This is a genomic window from Tianweitania aestuarii (assembly GCF_018457165.1).
Taxonomy (GTDB): Bacteria; Pseudomonadota; Alphaproteobacteria; order Rhizobiales; family Rhizobiaceae; genus Tianweitania; species Tianweitania aestuarii.
The window spans coordinates 629,529-648,196 of record NZ_JAFMNX010000002.1 but is presented as its reverse complement, the minus strand read 5'-3'; the positions used below and the strand labels follow the sequence as shown (position 1 = coordinate 648,196).

The following is an 18,668-nucleotide window of genomic DNA, read 5'->3' as shown; positions in this document are numbered from 1 at the left end:
CTTACGTCCTTTCAGTCAGATGGCGTGTGACGCGTTTTTCGAGCCTGCGGCCGACGCGTGAAATCGTTTCCACCAAGGCCCAGAAGAACAGCGCCAGCGCCAGATTGGCTTCGATGTAGCGGAAGGTTTCCGTGGACATGCGCTGCGTCTGGTAGGTGAGTTCCGGCACCGTGATGATCGACAGGATCACGGTTTCCTTGGTCAGGATGATCGAGAAGTTCACCAGAGCGGGCAGGGCGGACACGAGGCCGAGCGGCAGGAGGATGCGCCGGATGATCGATGGCTCAGACATGCCGATGGCGCGCGCAGCCTCGATCTGGCCGAGCGGCACGGCATTGAAGGCCGAGCGGAAGATTTCCGCGAAATAGGGGCTGCCATAGATGGTGAGACCGAGAAGGCCGGCAGGCAGGGCGTCGAGCCGCAAGCCGATCAGCGGGCCGCCGTAATACAGCACGAAGAGCTGCACGAGAAAGGGCGTGCCGCGGATGATCTCGATATAGGCCTGGATCACCCAGCCGACCGGACGCGGCGCGTAGCGCTGAACCAGCGCGATCAGGAGGCCGAGGATCATGCTGAAGATCGTGCCGAGTGCCCAGCACAGGATCGTGGTGGCGAAACCGCTGAGAAGCAGCGGTCCGTATTGCTGCAGGATGCTCCACTCCATCAGACGGCCATCCTGTGCTCGAGATAACGCCCGAGTGCCGCGAGACAGAGATTGATGAGGAGATAAATGCAGGCGGCCGCGAGATAGACTTCGAGCGGACGGAAGGTGGTGGCGGCCTGCGCCTGAGAGGCGCGGGTGAGTTCGAGAATGCCGACCACCGACACCAGCGAAGAGGCTTTGACGAGCAGGATCAGCTCATTAACGAGGGCAGGCAGCGACAGCGTAAAGGCCTGCGGCAGGACGATGCGCGACCAGATATCGCGCGGGGCCATGCCGATCGCGGTTGCTGCGGCGACCTGGCCGGTCGGCAGAGCCTGAATGGCACCGCGCCAGATCTCGCTGATATAGGCGCTGGCACAGATGCCGACGGTACCGACTGCGGCCACCAAAGCCGGCACGTCGATGCCGATCACCGGCAGGAGATAATAGAAAAGCAGAAGCTGCACGAGCAGCGGAACGCCGCGCAGGAAGCTGACCCAAAGAGCGGCGAACCAGCGCAAGGGCGCGATGCGCGAAAGCGAGGCGGCGCAGATCAGAGCGGCAATCACCAGACCGAGCGCGATACCCAGCACGGAAATCAACAGCGTGTAGCGCGCAGCCCAGAACAAGGGTTCGAAGCTGCTCAGGAAGGTTGCAACCGAAAACATGGGTGGTCCGAACGCAACACAGGCGGATCGCGTGACCCGCCTGCATCTGTGTTTTTACTTGGCTGGCACTTCGCGCGGCAATTCGGTGTAGGTGCCCAGCCACTTTTCCTGGATGGTCTTGATGCGGCCATCGTCGGTCATCTTCAGAAGGGCGTCGTTGACGGCCTTGGTGAAGCTTTCGCTTTCAGCATCCTTGCGCATCACCCAGGCGAAATAGGTCGGATCGCCGAAGGTCGGCTTGTCGAACAAGGCGAAGGTCTCGCCACGGTTCTTCACGAGATAAGTGAGGTTCGGCATGGAGCCGGCAACGGCATCCAAACGGCCGGCTGCCAGATCGGCATAGGCTTCGTCGGTGGTGCCATATTCCTTGACGGTGATGCCGCCGATCTTTTCGCCGAACGCCTGAAGCTGGCGGAACTGCGCGGTGCCCTGCTGGACGCCGACCGTCTTGCCCTTGATGTCTTCGGGCTGCTTCAGCTCGTCATTGCCGGCTGCGCGCACGAGCGCGACGGTGGCATCGGCGATCGGCAGGCTGAAGGCGTAGCGCTCGAGACGCTCTGGCGTGATCGTGACGGGCGCGATGACGATGTCGAACTTCTTGACTTCGAGACCCGGCAGCTCGGCCGTCCACGGAATGTCCTGGTAAACCGGCTCGGCACCGATTTCCTTGGAAACGCCGTCGAACAGGTCCTTCGTCATGCCTTCGTATTCGCCGTTGGTCAGCATGTCGAAGGGCGCATAGTGCATGTCGGTGGCAGTGATGATCTTGCCGGCCGACTTGATGTCGGCGAGCTGGTCGGCGAGGGCCGGACCGGCAAGGGTGGCAAGCGCTGCGCCGAACAACGCGGCTTTGAGTGTTCCCGGGAGGTTCATGATGGTCTCCTTGTTCTTGATTGCGCATCTATTCCGCATTTTCGTGCGCGTTGCCAGTGGTCCGGCGCGGCAAAGATGCAAAGAATGTGGGCAACCCCGAACGAAGATCATTAATCCGGCAGGGAAGAGCCGCGCGGTCGGGCGCGGTTGAACCGCTACTTGCGGGTTTGGGCGCGTGACCAGTACCAGGCGATATACATCAGCTTCTTGTCGTGGCCGCGCTTGGTCATCAACGAGCGGATGGTGCGCACATCTTCCTTTTCGCAGGCAACCCAGACGAAGGTGCCGTCTTCGGTCGCCTTGATCGCCTGGTTGGCGGCGTTGCGCAGCACGTTGGTGGCATCAGTCGGATAGGTTTCGCGGTGAAGCCACTGGGTTTCCAGAATGCCCTTCGTGGGAAGGGGCTGTTCTTCCGCCGCGTTCTCGACCTCGATGATCGCCTTCATGCGCGTGCCGGCCGGAACCTCGGCGGCAATCCGGGCAATGGCGGGCAAGGCGCTTTCATCGCCAACGAGCAGGATCGTGTCGGCCTGGGGAAGATCGCCGCCGCCGGGTCCAATCAGCGCTGCGCGGTCGCCCGGCTGAGCATCGCGGGCGAAGTCGGCGCCGGGGGTGGGAACGCCGGGTATCGGGTGCTGGAGGAAGTCGACCCACAGCTCGTTGCGCTCAGGGTCCACGGCGCGAATGGTGTAAAGGCGCACCAGCAGTTCGTCTTCGCCTTCGGGAAAGGCCAGGCGGCCATCGTCGCGCACGCCGGGCCAAACCGGTTCGCGCCCGCGCGGCGGAACCAGAACGCGCACATGCATGCCCGCGCCGATGAAGGGCTCTACGGTGTCGCAGTGGAACTTCACGCGGCGCATATGCGGCGTGACCTCTTCGGTCGACACCACTGTGACTTCATAAAGATTGGGCAGAGCGGCGAGCGCCGGGGCTTCCGACCAGGTGAGTTCCAGCGGATCTTCGCCGGCGAAATAGAACAGGTGTTCGGCGATCGAGTTGCGGCTGAGATGCAGTGCGTCGCGTGTCGGGCAGGTGAGGTCGATCAGGAGCCGGTCTTCGCGCAAAACGATGTCGGCATGGCCGATCGGGCTCTTGAGGCGGGCGAAGTTTTCGGTGCGCTCGACATCGGAATGTTCAACGAAGTGCTCGCAAATCTCGTCGAGCATGCTCAGCGCATTCTTGGGACGCGCGGTGCCCGAAAGCTTGAAGGTCTCAGCCTGCATGGTCACTGGGTCTCCTCGGAACAAGGGATCGTCGAGCCGATCGCGGTGTTAGCAATGATATAAGTTGATGTCGACCGTCAAGATTACTTGTGGATCATTCCGTGACGCCCGATCGGCAGCATCAGCGGGCGGCCGGAGGTGGGGTCGGGGATGATGCGGCTTTGCAGGCCGAACACGGTTTGCACGGTGTCTTCGGTGAGGATCTCGTTTGGGCTGCCGGCGGCGTGGATGCGGCCGTCGGTCATGGCGACGAGATAATCGGCATAGCGTGCGGCGAGGTTGAGGTCGTGCAGCACCATGACGATGGTGGTGCCGCGCGTTTTGTTCAGGTCGGTAAGAAGATCGAGCACCTCGACCTGATGGCTGATGTCGAGAAAGGTCGTGGGTTCGTCGAGCAGGAGGAGATCGGTTTGCTGGGCGAGCGCCATCGCGATCCAGACGCGCTGGCGCTGGCCGCCGGAAAGCTCGTCCACCGCGCGTTCGGCGAGGTCGAAGGTTTTTGTGGCTTCGAGGGCTGCGGCGACCGCTTCGTCGTCGGCATGGGTCCAGCGCGACAGGATGCCTTGATGCGGATGGCGGCCGCGGCTGACGAGATCGGCGACGGTGATGCCTTCGGGCGCGATCGGCGATTGCGGCAGAAGGCCGAGCGTGCGGGCGAGCTGGCGCGGCGGCATGCTATGGATCGACTTGCCATCGAGCAGCACCTGACCGCTTCTTGGGGACAGAAGACGCGACATGACGCGCAGAAGCGTGGACTTGCCGCAGGCATTGGCGCCGACGATCGCGGTGATGCCGTTGGCGGGAATGTCGAGCGCGAGGTGATCGAGCACGAGGCGGTCACTATAGCCGGCGGCGAGGTCGCTCACGGTGAGGGAATGCTGGGTCATAGGGATTTGCCGGTGCGATTGACCCTGATGATCAGGTAAATCAGATAGGGCGCTCCAAGCGCGCCGGTGACGACGCCGACGGGATAACGGCCGGGCAGAAGGAACTGGCCGCAATAATCGCCGACGAGAACGAGAACGGCGCCGACGAGGGCGGCTGGGATCAACAGCGATCCTTGCGCGCCGACCATGCGCGCGGCGATGGGGCCGGACAGAAAGGCGACAAAGGCGATCGGGCCGGTGACGGCGGTTGCGACTGCGATCGTGCCGACGGCAGCGAAGATCACGAGGGCGCGGGTGCGGGCAACGTTTGTGCCGAGCGCTGCGGCCATGTCGTCGCCGAGGCGCAGGGCTTCGAGGTCGCGGCTGCGAAGAAGGAGGAGGCCGCCGAACACGATCAGCGCGCCGAGCAAAGGCAGGGCCTGGCCGAGTTGCGCGCCGTTGACGCTGCCGGTCAGCCAACGCATCGCTTCCTGCAGGCTCCAGGCGGGAGCCTTGGACAGGATATAAGCGATGAAGCTTTCCAGCATGGCCGATACGCCGATGCCAACCAGAATGAGGCGCGTTCCCGCAACGCCGTTTCGGAAGGACAGGCCATAGATCAGGAGGGCAACGCCAAGGCCGGACAGGACGGCGAAGAGCGACACGATCGGGCCGCTGAGGGATAGAACCACGATGGCGAAAACGGCGGCGGCACTTGCGCCCACGCTGATGCCGATGATGTCGGGGCTGGCGAGGGGATTGCGCAGCATGGTCTGAAAGGCTGCGCCGGCGAGGCCAAACGACAGGCCGGCGAGGATCGCCATGACAGCGCGCGGCAAACGCAGCTGACCGACGGTGAAGGATGCGCCCGGCACATCCTGGCCAAGCAGCACGCGGATGACGTCAGCCGGCGGGGTGAAGGACTGGCCGAGCATCAAGGTCAAGATGAACATGGCGACGAGCAGGAGCGCGGCGGCGACCAGCAAGGTGCGGCGTCGGTTCTGGCGCTTGCGGCGGCTGGAGGCGATCGCTTCGATGGAGCAGGCGGCGGTTGTCACAGATCGCGAACCCGCTGGCGTCGAACGATCCAGATAAAGAAGGGTGCGCCGACGAAGGCCGTGACGATGCCGACATCAAGCTCGCTCGGGCGGGCGATGATGCGGCCGAGGATGTCGGCAAGAAGCAGCAAACAGGCGCCGGTGATGGCCGAGAAGGGCAGGAGCCAGCGATGATCGATGCCTATAAGGAGGCGGCAGAGATGAGGCACAACCAGTCCCACAAAGCCGATCGGTCCGCAGATCGCGGTGGTTGCACCGCATAAGAGAACGGCGCCGAAGGCTGCGGCCGTGCGCGCAAAGGCGACACGCTCGCCAAGGCCGGCGGCCATGTCGTCGCCGAGCGCAAGGGCGTTCAGCTTGCGCGCCGACAAAAGGCTGATGGCAAAGCCGACGGCAAGAAAGGGCAGCACATGCTCCATGCGCTCGAAGGTGGCCCCGCCGACGCCGCCGATCTGCCAGGAGCGCAAACCGCCCGCGATGTCGTTTCTGCCGAGCACGAAGGCGATCACCAGGGATGACAAAGCGATGGATGTGGCGGCACCTGCGAGCGCCAGTTTCAAGGGCGTAGGACCGCCGCGACCAAGCGAGCCGATCGTGTAAACAAAGATCGCCGAACAGGCCGCGCCACCAATCGCCACCCAGATAAAGGCTTCGGCGGTTTCGATGTTGAACCAGACGACGCCGACAACCACGGCCAGCGACGCCCCCATATTGACGCCGAGAATGCCGGGATCGGCGAGGGGATTGCGGGTGACGCCCTGCATGATCGTGCCGGCAACCGCGAGTGCGGCGCCAGCCAGAACGGCCAGCAGCGTGCGGGGTATGCGCACGGTGACGGCTGCCTGGCCGATGCTCTCGACCTGTCCTGAAAGAGCGAGCCAGATGTCCGACCAGGACACATCGCGCGTGCCGATCGCAACGGAGGCGGCGACGAGAAGGGCCAGCGTTGCCAGCAGAACGATCAGCCACAGGCTGCGCTGCCGGATGGAGACATGCGCGGCGGCTCGGATCGGGCGGGAGCGTCGAAAGCTGCGCCGGATGCCTGAGCCGACCGCGATGCCGGTGGCGGGACTGGCGCTTCGTTCCGTCATTTCGCCTTCTTGGCCGCTTCGGACAGCAGATCGAGATAGTCGTTCAGCACATAGGAGATCGAGAGAGGCGTCGGGTTGGCGGCAGTGCCAAGCGGATTGCGGCCGAGCGTCACGATCGCGCCGTGCTTCACTGCAGGCATTCTGGACAGGAGCGGATTGGCGCTCACTGCATCCACCAGTTTCTGCGTGCCATAAGTGACGAGAATGTCGACATCATCGAAGGAATCGACGCGTTCGGCGCTGGCGGAGCCGGAGAAAACACCGGCCTTGGAGGCTTCCACCACGCTTCTTGGCGAAGTCAGACCCAGATCCTCGAAGAAGGCGACGCGGGTATCGTTGGCCGTGTAGAAGTTGACGATGCTGAGATCGCTTGGATCGAGATGGGTCACGAACATTGCCGACTTGCCAGCGAGGTCGGGATGTTTGGCGACGGCCTCGGCGATCTCTGCTTCGATGCTTGCGATCAGCGCATCGCCTTCCTTGGCTAGCCCGAGTGCGGTGCTGTTGGAGCGGATCATGTCGCGCCAGCTGGTGGACCAGGGGGCGGAGGGATAGGCGACAACCGGCGCGATCTGGCTCAGCGTGTCATAGTCGGACTGGCTCAGACCGGAGTAGGAAGCAAGGATCACGTCGGGCCGCGTAGCGGCAACCGCTTCGAAATCGATACCATCGCCTTCGTCGAACAGCGCCGGCGTGTTCGCGCCGAGTTGCGTCAGCTTTTCAGCCACCCAAGGCAGCAGGCCATCGCCATCATCGTCGCCGAAATTGGCTGCGGCCATGCCGACGGGAACAACGCCCAAAGCCAGTGGCACTTCGTGGTTCGCCCATGCGACAGTCGCGACGCGCTCCGGCTTTTTGGCGATGACCGTGGTTCCCAGAGCATGTTTGATGGTGATGGGAAAGGCAGGCTCTTCCTGCGCAGCCGCGCCGGTCACGCTCCATGCCGACAGGCAAAAAAGGGCAAGAAGGGAACGGAAAAGCCGCAGCAGCATCGAAAAGCCCCATGGTTTCTAAAAGTTGAGCTTCAGTTTCAGGTTTGATTGGCGAGGTCAACACAGATGCCCCGTGCCGTCCGGATGGGGATGCAAGTAGCCGGGGTTTTTTACAATGACGCAGGAATTTACAATACTTGACCGTTGTGCTCAAGTTATCGAGGCGGTGGGGGTAAAACCGGACTTTCGTTGAGCAAGCAGGGATGGGGTTCCCGGTTGTTCGAGGGTTGGAAGGCGTTCGGCCATGCTCCCCCGGCTTGCACCTTGCGTGCGGCCGGCTGCCGGTCTCGCAACATCAACACCTGGAAATTCCGAACGATGAACACCAACGGACACAACCGCGCTCCTGTCAGGCACCGCGCTGCGGTTCTTCTTGGCTGTACGGCCGTGATGGCTTTCGTGCCGACGCTTGGCTTCGCGCAACAGGCCGAAGCAACGGGCAATGCCGTTGTTCTGCAACAGGTCGTGGTTTCCGGCGGCGGCAACGGGGTAGGCGGCGATGACGACGGCAACTCGATCGTTGCCGAACATACCAATGTCGGCGGCAAGATCCCGGCGGCGATCCTCGATACGCCGGCTTCGGTGTCCGTCGTGACGTCCAAGGAGATCGAAAAGCGCGATGCCGAATCCGTTGAAGAGGTTCTGCAATATACTGCCGGTGTCGTGACCGACTTTTATGGCTCCGACGATCGCTTCGACTTCTTCCAGATCCGCGGCTTCGACGCTTACACCTATCGCGACGGCCTGACGCTGGGGCGGCCCTTCGGCGGTATTCGCGAAGAGCCTTATGCTTATGAGCGCGTCGAAGTGCTGAAGGGCGGAAGTTCCACGACATTCGGTGTGTCGGATCCCGGTGGCGCGGTGAACTATGTCACCAAGACCCCGAAGCGCGACCGGTTCGGCGAGGTATATGTCACCGGCGGCTCGTTTGAGCGCAAGGAAGTGGGCTTCGACTTCGGCGACAACATCACCGAAGACGACACGCTGTCTTACCGGCTGACCGGCAAACTGAAGGATGCCGATCTCGAATACGAACATTCGCGCAACGACGACAAGTTCATTCAGGGCGGTTTGACCTGGCGGCCGGACGGCGCGACCAATTTCACCGTGGTGTTCGATCATCTCCACAAGAACGGCGTGCCGGGCAGCGGCGGTTATCCGAACGGCTACGACTTCGACCGCAGCAAAGATTTCTTCGGCGAGCCGGGCTACAATTTCCGCGGCACGGACCGCAATACGGTCAGCGCGTTCTTCGATCATGACTTCGGCAACGGGCTGAGCTTTGCCGCCAATACGCGCTACAGCGATGCCGATACCGATTTCGGTTACGCTTATATCTCGTCGACCCCGACCGATGGCTCGACGATCGCGCAGCGCGCCTTCTTCGGCAGCGACGTGGCGAGCCGGCAGTGGATCGGCGATGCGCGGCTGCAATATGACAGGAGCTTCGGGACCGTCGAAAGCAAGACGCTGGTCGGCCTGATGCACAATGACCAGGTGTCGGATTCCAAGAGCTATTTCGGCGGCGCGCCGGGCATCGACTGGACCAATCCGGTTTACACCGGGCGGCCCGCTTCCGTTCCGCTTTACCAGGCACAGAAGAACGACCAGCAGACCACGGGGCTGTATTTCCAGGAAGAGCTGACCTTTGCCGACAAGCTGATCGCCAGCATTGGTTTGCGCAACGACTGGATCGATACCGAGCTGACGAACAACCTGACGGGGCGGACAACCAGCGGCGATTTCAGCGAGTTCACCAAGCGCTTCGGTTTGACCTACAAGATCACGCCTGAACTCGCGACCTATGCGAGCTATGCGGAATCGGTGGTTCCGGCCTCGTCGCTTTTGAACGATGTCGAGCGCGGCGAGCAGTATGAGCTTGGCGTGAAGTATCAGCCCCTTGCGTTTCCAGGGCTGTTCACGGCCTCCGTCTATGATCTGCGCAAGACCAACCTGACGGTGACGGATCCGATCTCCTTGCTGCCGTCCTCGATCGGCGAGGTGCGGGTGCGGGGCGTGGATCTCGAAGCCAAAGCCGAGCTGCCGCAGAACTTCAGCCTGACGGCCGCTTACTCCTATCTCGACGCGGAGATCACCGAGAACGGCACGGGCGGCAACGAGGGCAATCGCCCGCAGTTCATTCCCGAAAACATCGCATCGCTTTGGCTGGATTATACCTTGCAGGGCGAGGGCAAGCGCGGTGACCTGACGGTGGGCGGCGGCATTCGCTATGTGGGCTCGTATTTCCTAAGCGCGGTGAACGACAGTTCGTCGGATGACCACGTGATCGTGGATGCGGCCCTCAACTACGAGATCGTCGAGAACACCTCGCTGCAGGTCAACGTCAACAACATCTTCGACGAGAAGCATGTCGCTTATGGCGGCTTCGGCGCGGACTTCTACAATCCGGGCCGCTCGTTCTCGGCGACGCTGCGCAAGACCTGGTAAACAAGACAAGCTCCGTCGGTTTTTTGGCCGGCGGGGCTTTTCGCTTCCCCTCAGGCGTCCTGGTGCAGGCGGCGCCAGGCGGCGGGCGTTTCGCCGGCGACCTGCCGGAACGCCTTGGTGAGATGGGCCTGATCGCAGAAGCCGAGCTGGGCGGCGATGCCGGCGAGCGTCAGATCGCCCTGCATCAGGAGGGTCTGGGCGCGTTCGACGCGGCGGGCAAGCTGCCATTGTAGCGGCGTTTTGCCGGTGGTGTGCTTGAACACGGAGGCGAACCAGCTTTCCGACAGGCCGACGGCTGCGGCCATTTCGGCCACGCTCAGGCGCCGGTCGTGACAGGCCTCGATGCGGGCGACGAGCTTGTTCATCTGCGCCTGTGTCAGCCTGCCGTCGTTTGGCTCGCCCGATCGCGTATCGGGCATATCAAGCAGGGCGGCGACGATGCCGGCAACCAGGCTTTCGGCATAAAGCGCATGTTTGGCCGGGCTCGAGACTTCATCCACCAGCAGTTCGGCCAGCGCCTCGATCGCGCCGATGTCCTGGATCTCCACGGGCTGACGCGCGGCTGTGAGGGCTGCCGAGCGCCCGATCGCCGGCGACAGCAGCTTGATCAACCGATCCTGATGCAGATGCAGGTCGAGATGCGAGAAGCGGTGCGCGGCGGTGAATTCGGTCCACAGCGGCACGCCGGCCGGGACATAGATCGCGCGGGTCATGCGGCGGGTGTCCGGTCCGAACCGGTCGTCGCGGCTCGACATGCGGATCTGCTGCGCGACGTCGTTGAAGAAGATCATGATGCGCGGATCGGGCGACAGATAATAGCCGCGCGCGCCGATCTGGCCTTCCGCTTCCCAGAACACGCCGAGCATGCCATCCAGCCCGCGCCATCTGGCGGGCGCGAGCGCGCGGATGCCTTCGGTTTGCGCGGTCATGGAATGCTGGTAGGTCACGATCGGCAGCCTTTGCTGAAACTTGATGCTTTGGCTCCGCTTTTCGCACGAGGACGCTCGGCGATCAAATCATCAGCGGTCGATTTTCGGCGATGGCTTCCATGGCGAAGTAGGAGGTGACGGTTTCGAGCTCCAGCTTGTCGATCAGGCGCTGATAGACCTGGTCATAGCTGTTCATGTCACGCGTCACGATCTTGAGGAGATAATCGTAGTCGCCGCCGATGCGGTAGAAGTCGATCACATCGGGAATGGCGCCGACATGGGCGCGGAAGCGCTTCAGCCAATCGGCGGAATGATTGCGGGTGCGGATCATGGCGAAGACGACGAGCCCGAGGCCGACTTCCTCGCGGGCAATGCGAGCGCTGTGGCCTTTGATGATGCCGCGTTCTTCCAGTATCTTGACGCGCCGCCAGGTCGCGTTCTGCGACAGGCCGATGCGCTCGGCGAGGTCGCGCTGCGATTGATTTGCATCCCGCTGAAGCTCGCGCAGGATGTGGGCGTCGATTTGATCGAGGGTCTGGGCCATTCGTCGATCAAAATCACAATTTTTACCAATGCTGAAGCCTTATTTGAGAGAAAATCATCCTCGATCTTCGCTTATCCTTGTGCCGGTGGACGAGGGGTAAGGGAAAACCGGCATGAGCAAGCTGATCGCGTTCAGGAATGCGCTTCGAAACGGTGAGGTGATCGCGGATCTTCGCTCCGGGCTGATCGGCGACGGGATGGCGTTCGAAACGCCTTTCGGCGAGCGCAACCTGCTTTATGCCGATTATGTCGCGTCCGGTCGCGCGCTGCGGCAGGTCGAGGACTTCGTTCAAACCGAAGTGCTGCCGTTCTACGCCAACAGCCATACGGAAGCGTCGTTCTGCGGCGGGACGATGACACGGATGCGCAACGAAGCGCGCTCCATTATCGGCGAGCTCGTCGGCGCCGGGCCGGATTGCCATGTGGTTTTCACCGGTTCGGGCGCAACGAGCGGCATCAACCGGATCGTCGGCCTGTTGCGGGTTCGCGAGCGGGTGTTGGCCGGTGAGCGCGTTACCGTTCTGATCGGCCCTTACGAGCATCATTCCAACATTCTGCCTTGGCGCGAAACCGGTGCGACCATGGTGGAAGTTCCAGAGCGCGCGGAAGGCGGACCGTGCCTCGCAGCGCTGGAAGCGGCGTTGCGGGATGCGGCCGGTTCCGATCTCGTGGTCGGCAGTTTTTCGGCTGCCTCCAACGTCACCGGCATTCTGACCAATCCGGATCCGGTGACGCAGCTGTTGAAGGCGCATGGGGCGATGGCGATCTGGGATTACGCCTGCGGCGCGCCGTATCTGCCGATGAACATGGGCGAGGGGAACGCGGCCAAGGACGCGATCGTGTTTTCGCCGCACAAGTTTCCCGGTGGACCGGGTGCGAGCGGCGTCATGGTGATCCGCGACACGGTGGTGCAGCGCCAAACGCCGACTGCGCCGGGCGGTGGAACGGTGTCCTTCGTGTCGCCGTGGTCGCATACCTATAGCTCGCGCGTGGAAGCGCGCGAGGAAGCTGGCACGCCGAATGTCGTCGGTGATATTCGCGCAGCACTGACGCTGCTCGTGAAGGATGCGGTGGGTGAAGCTGCGCTTTTGCAGCGCGAAACCGAGCTGCGGGACAAGGCGCTAGCGGCCTGGAAGGATGTTCCCGCCATCCGGCTGCTCGGACAGCGGAAGGGCGCCGAGGCGCTGCCGATCTTTTCCTTCCGCATCGCCGGCGGATCGGGCGATCTCGTTCATCATCAGCTTTTCACGCGCATGCTGAGCGATGTGTTCGGCGTGCAGGCGCGGGGTGGGTGTGCCTGTGCGGGGTCTTATGCGCATCGCCTGCTGGAGATCGACGAGACCGCTTCCGGCACCCTGTTCAAGCGGCTTGCGGCTGGCTACGAGACGGAGAAACCCGGCTGGATCCGGCTCAGCCTGTCTTATCTGCATTCAAACGAAGATGCGGAAAAGATCATCGAAGCTGTTGCGCGATTGGCCCTGCATGCGGAAGATCTCGCCGGCCAATATGAGGTGGATGCGGCAACGGCCCGGTTCAGGCCCAAGCCAAGCGCCAGCCTGGACGCCGTGCCCGCTCTTCAACCAGCGATCCTCGTGGAACAGGATCGCTTTGAAAGGAGTGCTGCTGCATGACGTGTTCGCCCGATGTCCGCGCTTTCTATGAACCGCGCACCTTCTCGGTTCAGTATGTGGTGGCCTGTCCAACCACGCGGCGATGCGCGATCATCGATCCGGTGCTCGATTACGACGAGAAATCCGGGTCCGTGCGAACCGACAGCGCGGATGCGATCCTGGCCTATATCGCGCAGGAAAAGCTCGAACTCGAATGGATCCTAGACACCCATCCGCATGCCGATCACCTTTCGGCGGCGGATTACCTGAAGCGCAAGACGGGTGCGCCAACGGCGATCGGCGAGAAGATCACCGAGGTGCAGAAGCTGTGGAAGGCGCTCTACAACTGGCCTGAGCTTGCAACCGATGGCTCGCAATGGGACCGGTTGTGGAAGGACGATGAGCAGTTCCGCATCGGCGACATGGATGTGCGGGTGTTGTTTTCGCCCGGACACACGCTGGCGTCGATCGCCTATGTCGTGGGCGACGCAGCCTTCATCCATGACACGCTGTTCATGCCCGATAGCGGTTCGGCGCGTGCGGATTTTCCCGGCGGGGATGCCGGGCGCTTGTGGCAGTCGATCCAGGCGATCCTGGCTTTGCCGGATGAGACGCGCCTTTTCACCGGTCATGATTATCAGCCGAATGGACGCGAGCCGCTTTGGCGAAGCACGGTGGCCGAACAGCGCCGCTCCAACATCCATCTGGTGAAAGCCGACACGCGCGAGGCGTATGTCGCCCTGCGGCAGGAGCGGGACCGCACCTTGCCGATGCCCAAGCTCATTCTTCATGCGCTGCAGGTGAACATTCAGGCGGGGCGACTGCCCGAGCCCGAAGCCAACGGCTCGCGCTTTCTCAAGATCCCGCTCGGCGCGTTCAACGATGTGCCCTGGGGCAAGCCATAGTTTTTTCGGCCGGCACGCATTTCGTCGTGGAACAAGGGTGCCGAACGGATCGCCTATGCATGAAGCCGTCTGGTTTTTGGCTCCAAAGCCGCTGTATGGTGAGGGATGACCCACCCGACCGACAAACAGCTTGCCACCTTGGGCGCTGCGTTCAATACTTTCACCCGCCGCTACAAGCTGGCGGACGCGCTCGGTCCGGACAAGCCCCTGAACGAGCTCGACAAGCAGGCGCTTTTTTACGTGGCGGAGCATCCGGAATGCGGCCCAAGCGACATCGCGCGTTTTCTGGCCGTTCCGCATACGACGATTTCCTCCGCAACCGACCGCCTCGTGAAACGCGGGCTGTTGAAGCGGACGCGTCCGGAAGAAGACCGTCGCGCGGTGGCGTTGGGTTTGACGGATGAAGGCAGGCGACGGGTGGACGGCTTTCTTGCAGCCTATCGCCAGATGCATCTACGGATGCTTGGACCGCTTTCAGCGGCCGAGCGGGACGCCTTTATCGGCATGATGACGAAAATCGTTTATGACGAAGGTTGAATAATACGAAGATCGTCATATCATTCTGATTGATTGAGCGCGGTTCAAGCGTTCTTGCCTAGCCCTCGGAAGGATAGCCATGGCAATCAGGATCAACGGCACGGACGTGCAGGCGCCAAGCGACCCGCGTGTCTCCTTGCTCGACCTGCTTCGGGAAGAGCTTCATCTCACTGGAACAAAAAAGGGTTGCAACCAGGGTGCCTGCGGCGCCTGTACCGTGCTTGTGGATGGCGAGCGCGTCGTGTCCTGTTTGGCTCTCGCCGTGCAGTATGAGGGATGCGAGATCACCACGATCGAGGGGCTCAGCAAAGAGGGCGCGCTGCATCCGCTGCAGGAAGCCTTCGTGGAGCATGACGGTTTTCAGTGCGGTTATTGCACGCCCGGCCAGATCTGTTCGGCCATCGGCATGGCGGCCGAAGCCAAGCGCGGCGTGCCCAGCCATGTGACGGACGATCTTTCAACCGACACGATCGTACTGACGCATGATGAACTGCGCGAGCGCATGAGCGGCAATCTTTGCCGCTGCGGCGCTTACAACGGCATTGTCGCCGCCATCACCGAAACCTTCGTGGAGGCAGGCGAATGATCCCCTTCACCTATGCCCGCGCCGCAAACACTGCGGACGCCGTTGTTCATGGCAGCGCGGCCGGCGCCAAGTATCTCGGCGGCGGCACCAATCTCGTTGATCTCATGCGCGAAGGGATCGAGCATCCGGCAGGGCTGGTGGATGTCAGTGGCCTGTCGCGCGACATCACCGAAACGGATAATGGCGGTGTGCTGATCGGTGCCGGCGTGAAGAACACGGCTTTGGCCGAAAACCGGCTGGTGCGCACGCGCTTTCCCGTGCTGTCGCGCGCGATCGTTGCCGGTGCGAGCGGGCAGATCCGCAACATGGCGACGGTGGGCGGCAATATTCTTCAGCGCACCCGCTGCACCTATTTCTATGATGACACGGGATCGCGCTGCAACAAGCGAGAACCGGGGCAGGGCTGCGACGCGATCGACGGCTTCAACCGCATTCACGCAATCCTCGGCGCGTCGCCATCCTGCGTTGCCACGCATCCCTCCGATATGTGCGTGGCGCTGGCAGCGCTCGATGCCGTGGTTCATCTGGAAGGGGCCGGCGGCAAGACGCGCAGGCTGCCTTTTACCGACCTGCACCTTTTGCCCGAAGGCCGGCCCGATGTGGAAACGGTGCTGGAGCCCGGCGAGCTGATCACGGCCGTGGAACTGCCGGCGCAGCCGATGGCTGCCCGCTCGACCTATCGTAAGGTGCGCGACCGTTCGAGCTATGCCTTCGCGCTCGTGTCGGTTGCAGCCTCGCTCGAGATGGACGGCGCTACGATCGGTGATGTGCGTTTGGCGCTGGGCGGGGTGGCGCACAAGCCCTGGCGGGCGTGGAAGGCGGAAGAGGTTCTGCGCAGCAAAGCGGCAACGCAGGCGACCTTCCAGGCGGCTGCGGAGGCCGAACTCGCAGATGCCGTGCCGCTGAAGGACAACGGCTTCAAGATCGAATTGGCCAAGCGGACGATCATCGCCGTGCTCGGCGAGCTGTCGGGAGTATCGGCATGAGCATCCTCGAACAAGCCAAGCAGGCCGCACAGGGCGCGGCGCAATCGGTGATCCAGAAGGCGGTGGAGCTTGCGCCGGAAAGCTGGTTGCCGGGCGGCAAGCCGGACCCGCTGATCCATCAGAAGCACGGACTGATCGGCAAGCCGGTGTCGCGCATCGACGGTCCGCTGAAGGTGCAGGGCAAGGCGACGTTTGCCGCCGAGTTTCCCATGGATGGGCTTCTTTACGCCTCCGTGGCCTTTTCCACCGTGCCGAAGGGGCGGATCGCCAGTTTGGACACGAGCGCGGCGGAAGCAGCGCCCGGCGTGGTCCTGGTGATGACCTATCGCAATGCGCCGCGCATGAAGCCGATGCCGGTGTTCATGTCGAACGCAAAGGCCGCCGGAGGCGACAATCTGCCGGTGATGCAGGACGACCGCATTCACTGGAACGGCCAGCCGGTCGCGCTTGTTCTGGCTGAAACGCAGGAACAGGCCGATCACGCAAAGTCGCTGATCCGCGTGACCTACGAGGCGGAGCCCGCCACGACGCGCTTTGTTGAAGCAAAGGCGCAGAACACGCAGCCCGGTTTGTTTATGGGACAGCCCATGAAGCAGGAAATCGGCGATGCGGAGGCGGCTCTGGCTGCCGCGCCGGTGAAGGTCGATGTCACCTATACCACCCCGCGGCACAACCATAATGCGATCGAACCGCATGCGGCGACGATTGTGTGGCAAGGCGACGAGCTTCTCGTGCACGACGCTTCGCAGGCGGTAACGCATACCGCTTGGTCGCTGAGTGAAGTCTTCGGCATCGAGGAAAGCCAGGTTCATGTCACGTCCCCTTATGTGGGCGGTGGGTTCGGTTCCAAGTCGCTGTGGCAGCATCAGGTGCTGGGTGCTGCGGCGGCGAAGCTGACGGGACGACCGGTGCGGATCGCGCTGTCGCGCGAAGGCGTTTACCGCATGACCGGCGGACGCACGCTGACCGAACAGCGCATGGCGATCGGAGCGGCACAGGACGGGCGCTTCGAGGCGATCATCCACACCGGAACGGTGGCGATGACGCATCATAACGCCATGCCCGAGCCGTTCATCCTGCCCACCAGGTCGGCCTATGCGGCGCGCACCTTCAAGCTCGACGTGGAAGTCACTTATCTCGACATGATAGCCAACACGTTCATGCGTGCGCCGGGCGAATCCGTTGGCACGTTTGCGCTGGAAAGTGCGGTGGACGAAGTCGCGGTTGCGCTTGGCATGGATCCGGTGGCGCTGCGCATGGTGAACGAGCCGAGCGAAGATCCAACGGAAAAGAAGCCGTTCTCGTCGCGCAACATCGTGGAAGCCTATCGCACGGGTGCCGAGCGGTTCGGCTGGACCAAGCGCAATCCCGTACCGGGTTCGGTGCGGGATGGCGAATGGCAGGTCGGCATGGGTGTCGCGACCTCGACCTATCCGTATCATCGCATGCCTGGCGGCGCGGCCAGGCTGACGTTGACCCGTGACGGACGCATGAAGGTGGAAATCGCCGCGCATGAAATGGGCATGGGCACCTCGACCGCGCAAACGCAGGTGACGGCCGATCGCTTCGGGCTCCAACTCGATCAGGTTGATTTCGCTTATGGCGACTCCTTCCTGCCCGGTCAGGTTCTGGCCGGCGGATCGCAGCAGACGGCTTCGATCGGCGCGTCGGTCGTGGCGGCACAGCATGCGATGGTGGCCGAACTGCTGAAGCTTGCCGGCAACGATTCACCTCTCGCCGGATTGCGGGCCGACGAAGTTGGCGGAATGGAGGGCGGCCTTGCCAAGCTCGACGAGCCGGGTCGGCACGAGACCTACGCGTCCATCCTGTCGCGCGCCCAGCGTGACGAGGTTGCGGTGGTGGGAAGCGCTCCGCCGCCGTTGGAAACGATGCATTGGTCGATGCACTCCTGGGGCGCGATGTTCTGCGAAGTGCGGGTCAACAGCGTGACGGGCGAAGTGCGCGTCAGCCGCTTCCTCGGCTCGTTCGACTGCGGCCGCATTCTCAACGCCAAAACGGCGTCGAGCCAGTTCCGCGGCGGCATCATCATGGGTCTGGGCATGGCGCTGATGGAAGAAACGCAGTTCGACGAGCGCAACGGGCGCATCATGAATCCGAGCCTTGCCGAATATCATGTGCCGGTTCATCTCGACGTGCCGGAGATCGACGTGATGTGGACCGACATCGCCGATCCGCATGCCCCGATGGGCGCGCGCGGCATTGGCGAGATCGGCATCACCGGCGTGGGTGCTGCGGTGGCCAACGCGATCTACAACGCCACCGGCAAGCGCATCCGCGACCTGCCGATCACACTCGACAAGCTGATGTGAGTGTCAAACGGGAGGCGCGGCGACGTGCCTCCCGACCATCTGCCGACCATCTCTCGTCGTGGCGGCTCGCCCGAAAATCGACAAATTTCCTGCCGGTCTTTAGAGGTGGGTAACCATGTTCCCGTATGGTCTTGGCATGTCCGAGATCATCCCTTTCCCCTTGTACCGCCGGGTCTCCGTTGTGCGAGAAATCGCCGATCGCATCGAGACTTTGCATGGTCCCGCTGCGAATTCCTATTGGCGTGAGCGCATCGCCATCGTTGTGTCCCAACTGAAAAAGATGGGTGTCGACAATGATGCGATCCGTACCGAAGTCCTGAGTTTGCAGGATGCGGTTCAAACCCGCATCCGTGACCAGTCGATGGCGCGCCAAGGCTGAT

At 62.7% G+C, this 18,668-nt stretch carries 18 protein-coding genes; 8 read left to right on the top strand and 10 right to left on the bottom strand.

Features of this window, described 5'->3' with window-relative positions:
- Position 1: 1 nt before the first annotated feature.
- From JYU29_RS11190 to JYU29_RS11155, 8 genes are all read right to left on the bottom strand, one after another.
- Entirely contained in the window at positions 2-664 is a 663-nt protein-coding gene (locus tag JYU29_RS11190; protein ID WP_213984865.1) for an amino acid ABC transporter permease, read from the bottom strand.
- A complete protein-coding gene (locus JYU29_RS11185) occupies positions 664-1,311 on the bottom strand; it encodes an amino acid ABC transporter permease (protein WP_213984864.1) in 648 nt (215 codons plus the stop codon). The genes JYU29_RS11190 and JYU29_RS11185 overlap by 1 nt, the downstream gene beginning before the upstream one ends.
- A gap of 54 nt (positions 1,312-1,365) precedes the next feature.
- A complete protein-coding gene (locus JYU29_RS11180; protein ID WP_213984863.1) occupies positions 1,366-2,184 on the bottom strand; it encodes a transporter substrate-binding domain-containing protein in 819 nt (272 codons plus the stop codon).
- 155 nt (positions 2,185-2,339) lie between these two features.
- Positions 2,340-3,407 carry a DUF2218 domain-containing protein gene (locus tag JYU29_RS11175; RefSeq protein WP_213985051.1) on the bottom strand — a complete coding sequence of 356 codons (1,068 nt, stop codon included), beginning with the start codon at positions 3,405-3,407 and terminating at the stop codon, positions 2,340-2,342.
- A gap of 83 nt (positions 3,408-3,490) precedes the next feature.
- Positions 3,491-4,294 (bottom strand): ABC transporter ATP-binding protein, encoded by an 804-nt coding sequence (locus JYU29_RS11170; RefSeq protein ID WP_213984862.1) that lies wholly within the window; start codon positions 4,292-4,294, stop codon positions 3,491-3,493.
- A complete protein-coding gene (locus JYU29_RS11165; protein ID WP_347879881.1) occupies positions 4,291-5,331 on the bottom strand; it encodes a FecCD family ABC transporter permease in 1,041 nt (346 codons plus the stop codon). The genes JYU29_RS11170 and JYU29_RS11165 overlap by 4 nt, the downstream gene beginning before the upstream one ends.
- Positions 5,328-6,422, bottom strand: coding sequence for a FecCD family ABC transporter permease (locus JYU29_RS11160; protein WP_213984861.1), 1,095 nt, complete (start codon positions 6,420-6,422; stop codon positions 5,328-5,330). The genes JYU29_RS11165 and JYU29_RS11160 overlap by 4 nt, the downstream gene beginning before the upstream one ends.
- Complete coding sequence (locus JYU29_RS11155) at positions 6,419-7,411, bottom strand: iron-siderophore ABC transporter substrate-binding protein (RefSeq protein ID WP_213985049.1); 993 nt, start codon at positions 7,409-7,411, stop codon at positions 6,419-6,421. Before JYU29_RS11155 ends, JYU29_RS11160 begins: the two co-directional genes overlap by 4 nt.
- Before the next feature lie 321 nt (positions 7,412-7,732).
- Here JYU29_RS11155 and JYU29_RS11150 point away from each other — a divergent pair, with 321 nt between their 5' ends.
- Positions 7,733-9,862: a TonB-dependent siderophore receptor gene (locus JYU29_RS11150; protein ID WP_213984860.1), complete on the top strand. Its 2,130-nt coding sequence runs from the start codon at positions 7,733-7,735 to the stop codon at positions 9,860-9,862.
- 50 nt (positions 9,863-9,912) lie between these two features.
- Here the strand turns inward: JYU29_RS11150 and JYU29_RS11145 are convergent, their stop codons facing one another.
- Both JYU29_RS11145 and JYU29_RS11140 read right to left on the bottom strand, forming a co-directional pair.
- Positions 9,913-10,809, bottom strand: a complete 897-nt coding sequence (locus tag JYU29_RS11145) for a helix-turn-helix domain-containing protein (RefSeq protein ID WP_213984859.1) — start codon at positions 10,807-10,809, stop codon at positions 9,913-9,915.
- A gap of 64 nt (positions 10,810-10,873) precedes the next feature.
- Positions 10,874-11,335 carry an Lrp/AsnC family transcriptional regulator gene (locus JYU29_RS11140; protein ID WP_213984858.1) on the bottom strand — a complete coding sequence of 154 codons (462 nt, stop codon included), beginning with the start codon at positions 11,333-11,335 and terminating at the stop codon, positions 10,874-10,876.
- Positions 11,336-11,447: 112 nt separating this feature from the next.
- On the opposite strand from JYU29_RS11140, the gene JYU29_RS11135 reads away from it, so the two are divergent.
- The 7 genes from JYU29_RS11135 to JYU29_RS11105 all read left to right on the top strand — a co-directional run bounded on the left by JYU29_RS11135 (position 11,448) and on the right by JYU29_RS11105 (position 18,667).
- Positions 11,448-12,965 carry an aminotransferase class V-fold PLP-dependent enzyme gene (locus JYU29_RS11135; protein ID WP_213984857.1) on the top strand — a complete coding sequence of 506 codons (1,518 nt, stop codon included), beginning with the start codon at positions 11,448-11,450 and terminating at the stop codon, positions 12,963-12,965.
- The gene (locus tag JYU29_RS11130; RefSeq protein ID WP_213984856.1) at positions 12,962-13,849 is read left to right on the top strand and encodes an MBL fold metallo-hydrolase; all 888 of its coding nucleotides are present in this window, start codon (positions 12,962-12,964) and stop codon (positions 13,847-13,849) included. The genes JYU29_RS11135 and JYU29_RS11130 overlap by 4 nt, the downstream gene beginning before the upstream one ends.
- Positions 13,850-13,954: 105 nt before the next feature.
- Complete coding sequence (locus JYU29_RS11125; protein ID WP_213984855.1) at positions 13,955-14,386, top strand: MarR family winged helix-turn-helix transcriptional regulator; 432 nt, start codon at positions 13,955-13,957, stop codon at positions 14,384-14,386.
- Between the two features lie 79 nt (positions 14,387-14,465).
- On the top strand, positions 14,466-14,972 hold the full coding sequence (locus tag JYU29_RS11120; protein WP_213984854.1) for a 2Fe-2S iron-sulfur cluster-binding protein: 507 nt from the start codon (positions 14,466-14,468) through the stop codon (positions 14,970-14,972).
- A complete protein-coding gene (locus tag JYU29_RS11115; protein ID WP_213984853.1) occupies positions 14,969-15,958 on the top strand; it encodes an FAD binding domain-containing protein in 990 nt (329 codons plus the stop codon). The genes JYU29_RS11120 and JYU29_RS11115 overlap by 4 nt, the downstream gene beginning before the upstream one ends.
- Positions 15,955-18,288: a xanthine dehydrogenase family protein molybdopterin-binding subunit gene (locus JYU29_RS11110; protein ID WP_213984852.1), complete on the top strand. Its 2,334-nt coding sequence runs from the start codon at positions 15,955-15,957 to the stop codon at positions 18,286-18,288. Before JYU29_RS11115 ends, JYU29_RS11110 begins: the two co-directional genes overlap by 4 nt.
- Before the next feature lie 136 nt (positions 18,289-18,424).
- A complete protein-coding gene (locus tag JYU29_RS11105) occupies positions 18,425-18,667 on the top strand; it encodes a DUF6074 family protein (protein ID WP_213984851.1) in 243 nt (80 codons plus the stop codon).
- Position 18,668 lies beyond the last annotated feature (1 nt).